Origin of the sequence: Aquimarina macrocephali, assembly GCF_051627225.1 — a bacterium.
Lineage (GTDB): Bacteria > Bacteroidota > Bacteroidia > Flavobacteriales > Flavobacteriaceae > Aquimarina > Aquimarina macrocephali.
In genome coordinates this window covers 5,690,363-5,705,329 of record NZ_CP151795.1, presented here as the reverse complement: position 1 = coordinate 5,705,329, position 14,967 = coordinate 5,690,363, and the positions used below count along the sequence as shown (strand labels likewise).

Annotated in this window: 15 protein-coding genes; 10 read left to right on the top strand and 5 right to left on the bottom strand. The window is 32.4% G+C overall.

The genetic code is table 11. The features are described 5' to 3' along the window. Nucleotides 1-5: 5 nt before the first annotated feature. Entirely contained in the window at nucleotides 6-833 is an 828-nt protein-coding gene (locus AAFU52_RS25145) for an ATP-binding cassette domain-containing protein (protein ID WP_024771355.1), read from the top strand. A 111-nt stretch (nucleotides 834-944) separates the two neighbouring features. On the opposite strand, the gene AAFU52_RS25140 is transcribed toward AAFU52_RS25145, so the two are convergent. Then, nucleotides 945-1,448, bottom strand: a complete 504-nt coding sequence (locus AAFU52_RS25140) for a hypothetical protein (protein ID WP_438424232.1) — start codon at nucleotides 1,446-1,448, stop codon at nucleotides 945-947. Nucleotides 1,449-1,700: 252 nt separating this feature from the next. Between AAFU52_RS25140 and AAFU52_RS25135 the strand changes: the two genes are divergently transcribed. The 5 genes from AAFU52_RS25135 (at nucleotide 1,701) to AAFU52_RS25115 (ending at nucleotide 7,451) form a co-directional block, all read left to right on the top strand. After that, nucleotides 1,701-2,111 carry a hypothetical protein gene (locus AAFU52_RS25135; protein WP_024771357.1) on the top strand — a complete coding sequence of 137 codons (411 nt, stop codon included), beginning with the start codon at nucleotides 1,701-1,703 and terminating at the stop codon, nucleotides 2,109-2,111. 232 nt (nucleotides 2,112-2,343) lie between these two features. Then, on the top strand, nucleotides 2,344-3,525 hold the full coding sequence (locus tag AAFU52_RS25130) for an imelysin family protein (protein ID WP_024771358.1): 1,182 nt from the start codon (nucleotides 2,344-2,346) through the stop codon (nucleotides 3,523-3,525). Between the two features lie 79 nt (nucleotides 3,526-3,604). Next, nucleotides 3,605-5,014 carry a di-heme oxidoreductase family protein gene (locus AAFU52_RS25125; protein ID WP_438424230.1) on the top strand — a complete coding sequence of 470 codons (1,410 nt, stop codon included), beginning with the start codon at nucleotides 3,605-3,607 and terminating at the stop codon, nucleotides 5,012-5,014. Continuing rightward, nucleotides 5,015-6,133, top strand: coding sequence for an imelysin family protein (locus AAFU52_RS25120; RefSeq protein WP_438424228.1), 1,119 nt, complete (start codon nucleotides 5,015-5,017; stop codon nucleotides 6,131-6,133). After that, on the top strand, nucleotides 6,114-7,451 hold the full coding sequence (locus AAFU52_RS25115; RefSeq protein ID WP_438424227.1) for an HTTM domain-containing protein: 1,338 nt from the start codon (nucleotides 6,114-6,116) through the stop codon (nucleotides 7,449-7,451). The genes AAFU52_RS25120 and AAFU52_RS25115 overlap by 20 nt, the downstream gene beginning before the upstream one ends. 32 nt (nucleotides 7,452-7,483) lie before the next feature. On the opposite strand, the gene AAFU52_RS25110 is transcribed toward AAFU52_RS25115, so the two are convergent. Further along, on the bottom strand, nucleotides 7,484-7,837 hold the full coding sequence (locus AAFU52_RS25110; RefSeq protein ID WP_024771361.1) for a winged helix-turn-helix transcriptional regulator: 354 nt from the start codon (nucleotides 7,835-7,837) through the stop codon (nucleotides 7,484-7,486). Between the two features lie 105 nt (nucleotides 7,838-7,942). On the opposite strand from AAFU52_RS25110, the gene AAFU52_RS25105 reads away from it, so the two are divergent. Together AAFU52_RS25105 and AAFU52_RS25100 are read left to right on the top strand one after the other, a co-directional pair. Further along, on the top strand, nucleotides 7,943-8,320 hold the full coding sequence (locus AAFU52_RS25105) for a hypothetical protein (protein WP_438424224.1): 378 nt from the start codon (nucleotides 7,943-7,945) through the stop codon (nucleotides 8,318-8,320). 30 nt (nucleotides 8,321-8,350) lie between these two features. Beyond that, nucleotides 8,351-8,662, top strand: a complete 312-nt coding sequence (locus tag AAFU52_RS25100; RefSeq protein WP_035092507.1) for a monooxygenase — start codon at nucleotides 8,351-8,353, stop codon at nucleotides 8,660-8,662. Between the two features lie 23 nt (nucleotides 8,663-8,685). On the opposite strand, the gene AAFU52_RS25095 is transcribed toward AAFU52_RS25100, so the two are convergent. The 3 genes from AAFU52_RS25095 to AAFU52_RS25085 form a co-directional block, all read right to left on the bottom strand. After that, nucleotides 8,686-9,186 carry a GNAT family N-acetyltransferase gene (locus AAFU52_RS25095; protein ID WP_438426659.1) on the bottom strand — a complete coding sequence of 167 codons (501 nt, stop codon included), beginning with the start codon at nucleotides 9,184-9,186 and terminating at the stop codon, nucleotides 8,686-8,688. Nucleotides 9,187-9,234: 48 nt separating this feature from the next. Beyond that, nucleotides 9,235-9,990, bottom strand: a complete 756-nt coding sequence (locus AAFU52_RS25090; protein ID WP_438424222.1) for a DJ-1/PfpI family protein — start codon at nucleotides 9,988-9,990, stop codon at nucleotides 9,235-9,237. 404 nt (nucleotides 9,991-10,394) lie between these two features. Further along, nucleotides 10,395-11,663 (bottom strand): serine hydrolase domain-containing protein, encoded by a 1,269-nt coding sequence (locus AAFU52_RS25085; RefSeq protein WP_438424220.1) that lies wholly within the window; start codon nucleotides 11,661-11,663, stop codon nucleotides 10,395-10,397. Nucleotides 11,664-12,280: 617 nt separating this feature from the next. Between AAFU52_RS25085 and AAFU52_RS25080 the strand changes: the two genes are divergently transcribed. Together AAFU52_RS25080 and AAFU52_RS25075 are read left to right on the top strand one after the other, a co-directional pair. Next, the gene (locus tag AAFU52_RS25080) at nucleotides 12,281-13,291 is read left to right on the top strand and encodes a sensor histidine kinase (protein WP_438424219.1); all 1,011 of its coding nucleotides are present in this window, start codon (nucleotides 12,281-12,283) and stop codon (nucleotides 13,289-13,291) included. Between the two features lie 69 nt (nucleotides 13,292-13,360). After that, nucleotides 13,361-14,944, top strand: coding sequence for an efflux RND transporter permease subunit (locus AAFU52_RS25075; protein WP_438426658.1), 1,584 nt, complete (start codon nucleotides 13,361-13,363; stop codon nucleotides 14,942-14,944). The last annotated feature ends 23 nt before the right edge of the window (nucleotides 14,945-14,967 follow it).

Here is a 14,967-nt window from a genome sequence, read left to right as displayed (position 1 = left end):
GTAGAATGAACTATAGTACGCATAATACATTATTATATGTAGAAAAATTAAGTGTCGCTTATGGTGATAAAACTGTAATAAAGGATATTAATTTTGTAGAAAAAGATGTTGTTCGGGAAAACAATATTACTGGTCAGGTTATCGCTTTTGTAGGACGTTCTGGTCGAGGTAAATCTACATTATTTAGAGCGATGACAGGCTTGATCAAACCAACTACAGGAAAAATACTGATTGCCGATACCGAAACAGATTCAGAAAACGATGCCAAAGAAGTACATGAAGGAGATATTGGTTTTGTAGATCAAAAATATACCTTGTTTAGAAATAAAACGGTGTATCAGGCTTTACTGTTTGCACTTCGTAAAAAAGATATTTCTAAAGAAGAAAAGCATACTAAAATAATGAGTTACCTGTCTGATTGGGGCTTAGAAAAAGTAAAAGACCAATATCCTTGTGAGTTATCCGGAGGACAGAGACAGCGTACAGCAATAATCGAACAGATACTATGTTCTGGTCATTATATGGTTTTAGACGAACCTTTTTCGGGTCTTGATGTTGGAAACATTGAAGATGTTAAAAATGCATTTAACCTGATTACATCTTCACACGAATTTAATACGATTATTTATTCTACACATGATATAGAACTGGCTGTAGAACTGGCAGATAGTATTTATGTAATTGGTTACCCTACCATCGATGGAAAACGTGCCGATTATGGAACTATTGTTAAGCATTTTGATATGAAAGAGTTAAACCTTGCCTGGAAAGATTTTGGACTGGATCATATCGAAATTGTTAAACAAATAAAGGCAACTATGCTTAACTCATAGTAATTTTGATAATCAAAATCTAACCAACCCTGTGTTGAACTTGTTTTACTATCTAACAGAATCTTATATCAAATAGCTAGAAGCTTACTTGTGGCTTATCTCTGGGATTGTTTATTTTATGATTTTTTTCCAGGCGATTCTTAGAATAAGAAGTAATGCAAGGAAGAATAATAGCAAATATTGAAATCTTCCAACAAAGAAAACCCCAAAAAACATACGTTGCAATATATACGTAATGATAAAAGTTATAGCAACGATGATAAATAATCCAGAAAGTTTTTCAAAACCCGGAATTCTAGACATGGGCACCGTTTTATTAATAATAAATAAGGTGACAAACATAGAAACAACAGGAACAAAATAAGCCAATACATTCACATGTAGCAGATTAGTCTTTAAAAAGAAAAAACTATACAAAACAATTATTAGAGCCAATAATCCAGGAATAGTTACTGCATATACTAAGACTCCATAAAAATAATTTACAGGAGATCTAAAATTTCTTTGATTTACAAACATTAACCCTAGTAAAGATATAGCAATAATAACAGCAAAATAACCAAGTATAAGATTTGGATTATTTGCAAACCAATTGATAATGTCTTGTATTGTCATAGATCTTAATTTATAGAGAGGTGTTATGTTGTAAGATTATAAATGTATAATATATACAGTTAATATAAAAGAAGAGATTAAAAGTTCTGTTTCTTCTTATCGCAGGACCGATTTATGATTACTATTTGAATACCCTGTTTTCAGGGTGTTCTTTTTTCACTGAAAAGGGTGTTTGGCAACCTTACCAAATACATCAAATTTGTGGTATCAATATGAATAAAAAATCATAAATAATTAACACATAAATAAATCATGAAAAAAGTAATCTTAAATCTTTCATTAGTAATAGCGATACTAGCAGTATCATGTAAGAGTGAAACTAAATCAGATACATCAGTTTCTAAAGATGAAGTAGAAAAAGTTGAAGAAAAAACAGAAGAGAATACTTCTTCACAATCTGCTAACGGAGTGCCTAATTTTAGCGACGGAAAAGTTCAGGAGTATGTGAACTCTTATGAAGCTTATATCGAAGAGTATAAAAAAGCAGTAGAAAGTAAGGATATGACAGCTTTCGCTTCTCTTGGAGAACAAGGACAAAAATTAGGAACACAAGCTCAGGAAGTAATGGGGAATCTTTCTGCAGATGATGTGAAAAAACTAAGTGATTATATGCAGAAAAAATCTGCACAGTTACAAGAACTGTCCAAAAAAATGATGCAATAACAAGTTTAGTTATCTATTAGTTTAGTTAGTGGGTTGAGTTTGGCAGGCCTTATTCTATATTAGAATGAGGCCTGCCGTTGTATTATATAATGAAATATGAGCCTGTAAACAGGATAAACTTCTGATAGTGAAGTAGTAATATTTATTTAAATTTAATCTAAATAAAGTTGTTTTTGTAGCATCTAAAAAATATATTTGCTCCTTATTTTAAAACGGTCTAAATAAGTATAAGATGAAAAAGACACTAATTGGATATTATTTTTTAAGTGTGATGGTATTAGGAGCAGTTTCGTGCTCTAGTGATGATGATAACTCGAACCCGACTGATCAATCGGTTGCTGAGAAGTCTGCAGTAATAGAAAACTACGCAAATCTTGTATTCAAAAATTATCAGGATGCATATGATGGAGCTAAAGCAATGCAAACCGCTATCAATACATTTGTAGCAACACCTACTCAAGTAAATTTTGATGCCGCAAAAGCAGCATGGAAAACAGCTCGAGAAACATATGGACAAACAGAAGCCTTTAGGTTTGCAAGTGGTCCAATTGATGATAATGACGGTCCAGAAGGAGTATTGAATGCTTGGCCATTAGATGAAAACTATGTTGATTATGTAAGTGGTAATGCTAATTCAGGAATTATTAATGATCCAACTACACATCCTACTATTAATAAAGCAGCATTAGAAGTATTAAACGAGGATGGGGGCGAAAAAAATATTAGTGTAGGATATCATGCTATCGAATTTCTTTTATGGGGACAAGATAACTCTCTCCCTTCAGCAAAAGAAGCAGGTCAACGACCATTTACTGATTTTGTTGATGGAGGTACTGCATCCAATCAAAGTAGAAGAAGAGATTATTTAGCAGTTTGTGCAGATTTACTTCTTGATCATCTCCAGTTGCTATTAGATGAATGGAAAGTTAATGGTACATACCGTTCAACATTTTTAGCTTTAGAAGCAGATGTTGCTTTAAAAAATATGCTTACGGGAATCTCTACACTTGCCAAATCCGAATTAGCTGGAGAACGAGTTTTTGTAGCGTATGATAACCAGAATCAAGAAGATGAACACTCTTGTTTTAGTGATAATACGCATAGAGATTTGCGATTAAATCTAGCTGGAGTTGCTAATGTATTTAGAGGAAGTTATACGACTATAAATGGTAGTTCTTTAGAAGATTTGATAACGAAAAAAAATGCAACCTTAGGTGCAGAGATCACAGCACAATTGGCAGCTGCTGAATCAGCAGTAAATGCAACAGCTACACCTTTTGATTTTGCAATTTCTGATGCTGCTGAAAGACCAAAGGTAATAGCGGCAGTAAATGCACTTAGAGCTTTGGGAGATAAATTTGTTGAAGGAGGTAATGTACTAGGGATTACTGTATCTTCAGATTTACCTGAGTAAGGTAACCTTTTTACCAAAAAATTAATGAAATCAGAACCTTATTATAGGGTTCTGATTTTGTCGTTGAAAAATAGAATAGATGTTACATAAATTTTTACTTAAATATATACTACTCTTTAGTATTCTTTTACTACTTGCAAGTTGCAATAACGATGATGATTCTGATTATGTGATTTTGACACCAGAAAAGAATGAAGCTTTTTCTGGCGGAGAAACTACGGTTTTTGATGTATCTCAAAATGCTTTTGGTTTTCAGGCACCAAATCTGGATGAAGAAAATGGATTGTTTTTTTTTACAGGAAACTCTTTATTTAACCAAAATTGGGTAACAGCTCCTGCATCAACAACAGCCAGAGATGGATTAGGACCACTTTTTAATTCTCGTTCATGCTCTGGATGCCATTTTAAAGATGGGCGAGGACGTGCACCAAAATTTGATGGAGAAAAATCCACAGGGTTATTATTCAGACTTAGTATTCCGGGGACCAATACAGTAGGAGGGAACCTTCCTGATCCTAATTATGGAGGGCAATTTCAGGATGGTGTTATACCAGGGATTTTGGTAGAAGGAGATATAAAAATCACATACGAACCTATAGAAGTGACCTATCCAGATGGAACTAGTGTTGCTTTACAAAAACCTAATTATAGTTTTATAAATTTAAATTACGGTCCGCTTGCTGCGAATGTTCAGATTTCGCCCAGAGTTGCAAATCAAATGATCGGCCTTGGTTTACTGGATGCGGTTCCTGAAAGTACATTATTAAGTTTTGCTGATGAAACAGATAGTAATAAAGATGGTATCTCGGGAAAACCTAACTATGTGTATGATATAGAAACCCAATCAGTTAAAATTGGACGTTTTGGCTGGAAAAGTAACCAACCCAATTTAAAACAACAAGTGGCAGGAGCTTTTTCTGGAGATATGGGAATTAGTTCTTCCTTATTTCCAGATGAAAATTGCCCTCCTGGAGTAGATTGTAACACCATAGCTAATGGAGGAACACCAGAGATTACAGATGAAAACCTTGATAAAGTTGCTCTTTATTCGAGTACACTTGCCGTTCCTGGTCGAAGGGATCATGATAAACAAGAGATATTAGAAGGAAAACAATTATTCGAAAAATCCAACTGTGTAGCTTGTCATATTCCAGTAATGAATACCGGAACACACACTATAAAAGCATTAGAAAACCAAACGATTCGACCATATACCGATTTATTACTTCATGATATGGGGGATGGTTTGGCTGATAATACACCTGACTTTAAAGCTACCGGAAAAGAATGGCGTACACCACCATTATGGGGTATTGGACTCATAGAAACGGTAAACAATCATACTAATTTACTTCACGATGGTCGCGCTCGTACTATCGAAGAAGCCATTTTGTGGCATGATGGAGAAGCAACAGCTTCTAAGAAAGAATTTATGAATCTGGCAGAAGCAGACAGAACTAAACTAATCGACTTTATCAAATCATTATAGATGAATTTTTCAATAAAAAAAATATATACAACCGTTGTATTATTAGGGGTAATTATTAGTTCTTCATTCATTAGTTGTGAAGATGATTCAGAATATACTTCAGAAGTGCAATTCTATAAAAAAAATCAGCTTACCAATATATACACTAATGAAATTGCACCACTTAATGTAAATTTTGTCGAGCAATCAGAACTATTAGAACAATCTATTAAACGTTTTCAGAATGAAATAACACTAGCTAATTTACAATTGGTTCAGGAACAATGGAAAGCTGTACAATTGGTTTGGAAACAATTAGAACTTTATGATTTAGGAAATGTTGCCAATAGTTTTATTAGCTTCGAAATCAATCGCTGGCCTACTGATACACAAAGAATTGATGAAAATATAATAGGAACAGAAGTACTTAACACAAATTTTATAGCATCAATTGGATCTTCATCAAAAGGAATTTCTGGTATAGAATACCTTATTTTTTCTTCGGAAGGAAAGACAGCTACACTCAATAGATTTACAACAGATGAAAACGCTGTACGCAGACTTGAGTATCTGGTAGCTTTAAGCGAAAATTTAAAGACAAAATCTGTTGAGTTAAAGAACCTTTGGGAAACAAATGAAGAAAGTTTTACCAGTGCATTAGAAAATGGAATCAGCGGTAGCCAAAATCAGATTATTAATGCTATGGTCACTTTGATTGAAGAAATTATAATCTCAAAACTGGGTAGCCCACTAGGAGATTCTAATGGAGGTACCATCGAGTCTGAACGTTTAGAAGCCTATTATAGTGGGTTTTCTAAAGAAATACTACAACAACACCTTGTAGCATTAAAACGATGTTATACAGGTGACTTTGCGCAAACACCTTTTCGTGTAGGGTTTGATGATTTCTTAACCCTTATCGGAAGTGAGAATTTTTCTAATAAAATTATAACTCAGTTTTCCGTTTGTCAGTCCAGACTAGATGACATCAAAGGAACATTAAAAGAAGAGATAACCTCTAATCCAGAAGCAATGACTGCACTTAAGGATTCGTTTAGAGATTTATTAGTATTGGTTAAGGTAGATATGGCTAATGTACTTGGATCTACAATAACATTTAATGATAACGACGGTGATTAAAAGAATATACGAAATATTCAGCAAATCCACTTCAATACTACCCTTGGCGATTTATAGAATCGCCTTTGGTTTTTTAATGTGTTTTTCGCAATTGCGATTTATGTATAAAGGTTGGATTGAAGATTGTTATACCTCACCAAAATTTCATTTCACCTATCAATATTTTGATTGGATACAGCCATTAGATACTACAATTATGTACATAATAGTTGGTGCATCTGCTGTATTTGCCTTATTTGTCGGATTAGGAATGTTGTATAGAGTATCTGCTGTTTTATTTTTTATATCGTTTACTTATTTAGAACTCATAGAGAAATCGTGGTATTTAAATCACTACTACTTTGCTTCATTGGTAGCTTTTTTGTTGATATGGCTCCCCGCACATCGCAATTATAGTATAGATGCTTTAATACATAAAAACATACGATTATCCAAAGTGCCATCATGGACTATTATTGCTCTAAAATTGCAAATAGCAGTGGTGTATATCTTTGGCGGAATTGCAAAATTAAAATCAGATTGGCTTTTTGAAGCACAACCCCTCAAAATATGGCTTGGGGCTAGAACAGATATTCCGTTAATAGGAGAGTTGTTTCAATATGATAGTACTGCATATGCATTTAGCTGGATAGGTATGGTATATGACTTAAGTATTCCTTTTTTATTATGGAATAAGCGTTGTAGACCATGGGCCTATATATTGGTTATCATTTTTCATGTGTTAACCTATATTCTTTTTAATATCGGTATGTTCCCATGGCTAATGATGGCAGGAAGTTTAATATTTATTACTGCAGATGAATGGAAAGCTATTGGTAAAAAAATAAGAATCTCCATAAAGGGATTACCCGCGATTACTACAAAGGAATATAAGACTAGTAAAATTGCAATACCCTTATTGTTGATTTATTTTGTTTTTCAATTTACATTTCCATTACGACACACAATACTTACAGATCATCTTTTGTGGACAGAGAATGGTCTTCGGTTTTCATGGCATGTAATGATTATGGAAAAAAATGGATTTACAGAATTTACAGTAGTTGATCACGAAAATCAGAAAAAATTTACGGTGTATCCTTCGCAACATTTAACGGTTATACAAGAAAAACAAATGAGTTTTCAACCCGATATGATCTGGCAATTCGCACACTATTTAAAAAAAGAATATAACAAAAGAGGAATTGAAAATATGTCTATATATGTAAACTCAAAAGTTTCTCTTAATGGCAGGCCATCACAATTATTTATCGACCCAAAAACTGATCTGCTAGCAATTAAAGATGTCGATGATATTTATAGACATGTTATGAGATAATTTTTAATGACTTACTCATGATTAGTTGCATTTTATTTTTTAATAATCTCTTTTCTGTGATTAAGCCCCCAATCTATAATTTCGACTATTAAATTATCTAACGTTTTCCCGTGTTCTGTTAAGGAGTATTCAACAGTAATAGGTTTAGTATCTTTTACTGTTCGGGTGATCAGTTTATTTAATTCGAGTTCTTGTAAATCATTTGATAATTTTTTTGGAGCTATTCCATCTAAAGCTCGCTTTAATTCCATAAATCGCATGGTCCCACCTCGAAGTAAAGTACCCATTATTTGTATTTTCCATTTACCAGATAGCAATTCCATAGTATCTTTAATAGCTCTTAATTGCTGTACGCATTCTTTTGATAAGGGTTCTTCTTGCTGCATTTTAGTTTAATAGTTTCCTAAAGGAAATTAGTATCTTTTTGTAAATAAGTATCAAAAGTAAACTATATATTCTAATTTTGTAGTGTAAAACAAAAAAGTTACGATATGAGTACCAAAACATTTTTAACAATTCACGGAGTAATTTATATAGTCTTTGGGTTGGGTTTATTTTTTATTCCGAATCTATTATGGCCAAACTACGGACTTGAATTGAACGATAAATATTCAGTTTTTTTGTCACAGCACACTACTATTTTTTTAGGAGGAATTGCTGTTATTAGTCTGTTGTTTAGAGATGTAAAAGAAAAAAGTGTGTATGCGAAAAAGATCTTAACGGGTTTGTTATGGACAAATATATTGGGAGTAATTATAACACTGTATGCAATTTACACTGGTATTTTCTATGGTTTTGGTTGGTCTGATCCAGCATTTTTTACTTTACTATCTATAGTAAGTTATATAAAATTGAAACATAATCAATAAAAATAAAATAGTAATTAAAATTTAAGAACAATGAGTATACTAAAAATTTGGGACCTCCATTTAAAATATGATGGTCCAGTAACACAGGAGTTTATGGAAGGTAATAAAAATCTGGCAAAAAGTATTGCCGAAGAAGAAGGTGTTATTTGGAAAATATGGACTCATGAAGAAGGAACAAACCATTTTGGGTCGACTTATTTATTCAAAAATGAAGAGTATCTAAAGAAATATAGAGAAATGCATATTAAAAGACTTAATGGAATAGGTATAACCGAAATAACAGACTATACTTTTGATGTGTTAGAGGATTTAAGTAAAATTAACAATGCACCTTTAGAGTAAAAAATGATGAATTACCTATGTTTTTAGTCTTCAAAAATAGAGGGATGACATATGTCTGTAAATTGTTCAACATCTTTTTCCGTAAGGAGTGTTGGGTACGACATTAATAGTAATTGTAAAGGTTTTTGACCTTCTGTCGAAGGCGGTACTTCATAATAATGTTGATTAAGTTTAAACCCAATTCTTTGGTAAAATTTTATTCTACGTTGGTTGATCGTGGTATTAGGCAATTCAACCTCTAACAGAATTGGTTTGTCATTATTATTCATAAAGTTTTCAAGGATTAATTTTCCGAATCCCTTATTTCTTTGTTCAGTAGATGTTGCAAAATGATCGATGTATCTAAGTGTTTCAAAATCCCACCATAAGAGAAACCCTATCAATTTATTTTCATCAACCACAATATCAAAATGATAATTTGATTTCTTCATCACATGAGTCTGAGCATCCAATATTCTTCGCTCTTCTACAGGAAATGCATTCTCATAGAGTTCCCAGGCCTGGTGGAAATAATTATCTGAAATATTTTTAAGCCTTATTTGGTTTATTGCGTGTCTTGTTGCTAGCTGTGCTTAGTTGTTCCAATTTTGAAGCCGCTCAAGATATAAATAACTTATGACAAACTTTCTATGCTCGAGACTGGTCATTTTTTCTAATAAGTTCAATGCGGAAACATAACTAGCCAAATTACCGTTTGAGGAGCTGAATTTTCCGTCCTCGACAAAAGTTACTAAACTATCATTCTGTACTTTTAAATTCGGATAATCCTTTTGTAGTTGTATGCCACCACCAATCCATGTCACAATTTTGTGCCCGTCTGCAATTCCAGACTTACCGATTAGTTGGGCTCCAGCGCAATTACTCACGATATATTTAGTTTCGTTATTTTTCTCTTTTATGAAATCCACAATTTTGTCATTATGAACCTGTGCGTACATGTCATAAGCACTTGGTATAAATAGGGCTGTTAGTTTCGGACAATTCTGGAAAGAGTAATCTGGTACAATTCTAATTCCTTCTTCTGTTAGTATTGGATTTTCAGTTTCGGCTATGGTAATGACATTGAAAATTTGTTCTCCATTTACGGTCGGTTTTGCAAAAACATCAGATGTTGCAATGACCTCACCTTGAAGTACTCCGTTATACATTAAAAGTCCAATGGTTGGCAGATCCGATTTAAAAGGTTTTAGGTATTTGGCCTGGGTATCTGGTTTTTTTTCGGTGTAATTCGTTTCCTGATTTTCGGCCTTAGGTTTTGATTTATCCGTATTGCAACTCATCAGTATAGTCACAAGAATTATTGTTGTTATAATTCCAATTTTTTTCATTTATCTCGGTTTTTCTTGTAGTGTTGGCAGATTATTATCTATTACTTCTTCTTTGTTTCGTATAGCTTATTAGGCCAATGGAAGATGTTATTATTATTCCACTTAAAACTAATTTAAAGCAAAGGTATGAGGACACTAGTAGATATTTCTTAATCTTGATTAAGAAATTGAATTATTTTCGTTTTGCTTTAATTTTTGAGAGTATAAATAAGATTGAAATAGATTAGTTTCAATTCCTGAAACTTTTGTATAACGTTTAATGTATTTACCAAATTTGGATTCTCTTATACTGAGTGATTTTTTATTGTTGACAATGGCTTTATATCTAAAACGTAGTATGTAAAAAAGTACTAGTTTTTAGGATTAAAACAGAGTCAATTTTTTCATTTTAATAGCTATGTTTTTTACATATTGTTCCCTTCAGCTATTTTTCTTTGTTTATTGTTTTTTCGGATTATGAATATTGATAAAACAATGATAATTATATAACCTATTGCTAATAAAGTTAATACATAAGACTTATTACGTTGCATTACTACATAGTCAGCAATTCCTGATTTCCAAAAAATCCATTCATCTGCTATTGATGAAGCTAAATTGTAATTACCCGTTTCTAAAATTATGATTCCATTTTTTGATTTGAGATCAATTCTTGCTGCTGTATTAATAGCATTATTTCCACTTCCATCATGTCCTATTATTTTAGAGTTCTGATCATTTTGACTATAAAGATGGGGGCCTAATCCATAAACGCCAATATCATTTATAAACGTTTCGGCTGTGCTCATTTTTGTGATGGTTTCTTTAGAAAGAACATTATTACTAGAAATATTTGCTAACAAAAACTTCGATAAATCTTCCGTACAAGTGACTAATGCTGCTGCTGCAAGTGCCGTAAATTTGTTAAATTCTCTTTTTGTACCGTCTTCTTTATATATTTGAGTTAATTGTAGATTTGGTTTTTCAGATAGAACAAAAGTAGAATTTTCCATTTTCAGAGGTTCAAAAACCTCTTGCGTCATATAATCCTGAAAAGATTGATCTGTAATTTCTTCAATTAATAACTGTAATATGGTATAACCTGCTCCCGAGTACATATACTTACTGCCAGGTTCATAACCTACTTTTGCAACTCCTTCAGAATAAGGCGCATCAGATGCTTTGGTTAATGATTCTTCAATGGTTTGTACAGTTTCATTAGATGTAAAACCGTTATACCCAAGGTCGTCAACTAAACCTGATGAATGAGAAAGTAATTTTCTAACGGTTACTTTTTTATTATCAAATTCACTTTTAGGAAGATGCCACCTTGTAAGGTAGTCGTCAATGGGTTTATCCAAATCCAATTTACCTTGCTCTACCAATTTTAAAACTCCAAATGAGGTAACCCATTTACTAACTGAAGCAACTGGGAAAATAGTGCGTTCATTTACAGGTTGATCAATAGCATAAAAGAAGTTTTCTGATACTTTTCCATCTTCGATTAATGTCATTGCAAAATTCCCCACAAACTCATTATCTATTTTGTTTTTAGTAGCTTCAATAAACGCTTCCGAAGTATTTTTGGAAGTAATAGGTCTTAATAAAAAACCATCGATAAATCCATAGCCGATAAAAGCTGTCCAAATTATAATAGCTAAAATTATAAGAGAGATCTGTTTTACTTTTTTCATTTTGTTTTTCATTTCAATTAACATCCTTTTGTGAGTAATCCAAAAGTAGTTTTGTTTGACATTTAAAAAATGATAAAGTGTTGGATGACAAGATTTTTTAGCGAATTAACTTAATAAGGAGGTTTTATAACATCCCAAACAACTCTTCAGTTGTTTGATGTTTTAATACTCATTTTCTAAATATGGGGGCTCCCGAGGTGGTCCAAGCAGATCATATAACGCTTTGAGTTATATTTCTGTATTGGTTTCATTTTTTGGGATCTGGTTTTTAGAGTATTTACAGTTTGATTATAGGATTGTAAGTGTTTTTATTTTTACAGATATCGAGATTAGAGAGATCGTAGAGAAGAATACATAAGGTCAAAGTCGAGGGACTTTACATAGCTAACGGAATATAGGTTACCAGTTGATTGATAAGTACCCTGTCCTGTGTTTTTACTCGATACCACCTCTGTATAGCACCGTTGCTTCGTTTTATAAAAATGTGGTCTTAACATTTTATTTTATACATCATGAATAATAAAAAAACCTTATTATATTAATTTTTCATAATTTTCAGAATCTACTATTATTTCTTCTTTAGACTACATTAGGAGGGATTTGGAAAAAAGGACATAATGATAAAAACTCGATTACTGATTTCGTTCTTGATTGCTTTATTGATCAACTTTAATAGATTCTTATCTATTGTATATCCGCAATTCACTTATTTTAAAGATATCCAAGGCGATTCAATATTTGTATTCTTCTTTAGAATGTTTTCTTTTACTTCCTATTGTTGGTTGGTTATGTATCTTACCAATTATAGTACAAATACGTTTTTATCTAAATTTCGTAATACTATAATAAGAAGAGGAATTCTTATTTTAACAATACTTTTAAGTTCCAAAATCATATACCATGTTTTTATAGTAAGTCATGGTTTTCTATTATACGAAATATCTCACTCAGAAAGAAAAGGAATATCCTATGTTTGGGTAGTTATGGGGGCTACTTCATTGTTAATAGGTTGGTTATTAAAATTTCAATCAAAACAAAAATTGAATGAAATTGAAAGAGAACAACTTATTAAAGAAAATACACAAAATGAATTAATGGCATTAAACAACCAAATTAATCCTCATTTTTTATTCAATTCATTAAATACATTAAAATATGTGATTCAAGACAATCCCGAGGCTTCAATAGTTTTTCTGGATAACTTGGCTTCATTATATCGATATATCCTACAGAGTAAGGATATAGGCTTGGTTTCTCTTCAAAAAGAGTTAGAAATTTTGAACGAATATATGTATATGGCCAAGGTGCGATTTGGAGATAATTTTAAGGTAGAGATTGAACTTTCTTTACATAAAGATACTACAATGATTCCCGTACTTTCGATGCAACTACTGGTAGAAAATGCTATAAAACACAATAAAGTATCGAAAGAGTGTCCATTGATCGTAAAGATCTATAATACTAAGGATGCAATTATTGTAGAAAATAAGATCCAATTCAGAAGTCAATTAACCAAAACTTCAAAAGAAGGATTAAAAAATTTAAACCGACGTTATAAACTGCTTAGAAATACAGAAATCACAATCCATGAAAGCACCGATTTTGTAGTTGCTTTACCAATACATTAAGCATTGGTGGAAACTGGATTTCTTACGGATGAATTATTTACGAATATTAAGTGATGAATTTAATATTTTATTAAATTTATTGAACAAACTCTTATTTTATTAGCGTTATCCTGGAAAAGATCTGTTTTAATAGGTATAGTAGCCTTATTCTTTTTATCGATCTATGGGTTTACAAAACTAGCATTTGTATTTTTTCCTGATAGTGATCGTAATATGATCACTATTGATATCAATTTACCTCAAGGAACTAAAATCGAAAGTACAACAGCAACAGTATTGGCAATCGAGAATTATATAACCAAAGCATTAAAAGTAACTTCTGAAAGGCCAAACGGAATCGTTGATTGGTCATCTTATATTGGCGAAGGGCCATCATCCTATGATCTTGGATATAATGCAGACGAACCTAATTCTAATTATGCTCATATTCTGGTTAACACCTCATCTTTTTTAGTAAATTCTGATATGGTAAAACAAATAGATGCATTTTGTTTCGATACCTTTCCTAATGCCGATATTAAAGTAGGATTTCTAGGATCAGGAGGAGGAGGTACTCCAATTGAAATAAAAGTATCTGGTGATAACCCGGATAAACTGGCAAGTATAGCAGAAGAAATAAAAGCTAAACTGTTTAGTGTCACAGGAACCAAAAACATCAAAGACGATTGGGGACCAAAAGGAAAGAAATTTGTAATTGATATCGATCAAAATAAGGCACAATCGGCAGGGATTACAAACCAGGATGTCGCAGTATCTTTACAAACTGTTTTAGATGGTTTTAGGGCAGGAGAGTTTAGAGAGAAAGACAAATCGATTCCAATAGTAATGACCAGTAATCAAGGAAAACAGCAATCACTGGCTTCTTTAGAAACGTTAAATATATATGGTCAAAACTCGGGAAAAAGTGTTCCGTTATTACAGGTAGCTAATATTATTCCGCAGTGGCAATATTCTAAAATCAAGAGATTAGATCTCACCCGTACTATTAATGTATCTAGTGAATTAACAGAAGATGGAAATGCTTCTGAAATTACTAAAGTAATTAAGCCCTGGCTTACCACCCAAAAATCAAAGTGGGGAGAGGAGTATACCTATAAACTTGGTGGTGATGCCGAGAATAGTGCCGAGAATATGGGGGCTGTTGCCAATTATTTACCACTATCTGCATTCATTATTGTAATGCTGTTAATTATACAATTCAATTCCTTTAGAAAAATGACAATGGTTGTTACAACAATTCCTTTAGGGGTGATTGGTATGGTAATAGGGTTATTGATATTCGGAGTTCCTTTTGGATTTATGGCATTCCTGGGTGTAATATCATTGGCTGGGATTGTAATTAATAATGCAATTGTATTGATTGATAGAATAGAGATTGAGGAAAGTGAACTTCATCGGAAACCACAAGATGCTATCATAGCAGCATGTTTACAGCGTTTTAGGCCTATTTTACTGGCAACATTTACAACAGTGTTAGGACTAATACCATTATACCTGGGGGGAGGAGAGATGTGGGAGCCCATGGCAGTTACTATTATGATAGGATTGTTATTTGGGACAATAATTACACTGTTATTTATTCCTGCGTTTTATAGTGTTTTGTATAAAATCGATTATAAGGAATATACGTTTAACGAAGAATTACTAAAATAAATTTCAGCATAAAATTTTCAAAA

Excerpts from the sequence above, each read along its gene's own strand:
- AAFU52_RS25135 (WP_024771357.1), top strand. The coding sequence starts at position 1,701 with ATGAAAAAAGTAATCTTAAATCTTTCATTAGTAATAGCGATACTAGCA.
- AAFU52_RS25090 (WP_438424222.1), bottom strand. The coding sequence starts at position 9,990 with ATGAAAAAAATTGGAATTATAACAACAATAATTCTTGTGACTATACTG.
- AAFU52_RS25140 (WP_438424232.1), bottom strand. The coding sequence starts at position 1,448 with ATGACAATACAAGACATTATCAATTGGTTTGCAAATAATCCAAATCTT.
- AAFU52_RS25110 (WP_024771361.1), bottom strand. The coding sequence starts at position 7,837 with ATGCAGCAAGAAGAACCCTTATCAAAAGAATGCGTACAGCAATTAAGA.
- AAFU52_RS25145 (WP_024771355.1), top strand. The coding sequence starts at position 6 with ATGAACTATAGTACGCATAATACATTATTATATGTAGAAAAATTAAGT.
- AAFU52_RS25100 (WP_035092507.1), top strand. The coding sequence starts at position 8,351 with ATGAGTATACTAAAAATTTGGGACCTCCATTTAAAATATGATGGTCCA.
- AAFU52_RS25085 (WP_438424220.1), bottom strand. The coding sequence starts at position 11,663 with ATGAAAAAAGTAAAACAGATCTCTCTTATAATTTTAGCTATTATAATT.
- AAFU52_RS25120 (WP_438424228.1), top strand. The coding sequence starts at position 5,015 with ATGAATTTTTCAATAAAAAAAATATATACAACCGTTGTATTATTAGGG.
- AAFU52_RS25105 (WP_438424224.1), top strand. The coding sequence starts at position 7,943 with ATGAGTACCAAAACATTTTTAACAATTCACGGAGTAATTTATATAGTC.
- AAFU52_RS25130 (WP_024771358.1), top strand. The coding sequence starts at position 2,344 with ATGAAAAAGACACTAATTGGATATTATTTTTTAAGTGTGATGGTATTA.
- AAFU52_RS25080 (WP_438424219.1), top strand. The coding sequence starts at position 12,281 with ATGATAAAAACTCGATTACTGATTTCGTTCTTGATTGCTTTATTGATC.
- AAFU52_RS25115 (WP_438424227.1), top strand. The coding sequence starts at position 6,114 with ATGATAACGACGGTGATTAAAAGAATATACGAAATATTCAGCAAATCC.
- AAFU52_RS25125 (WP_438424230.1), top strand. The coding sequence starts at position 3,605 with ATGTTACATAAATTTTTACTTAAATATATACTACTCTTTAGTATTCTT.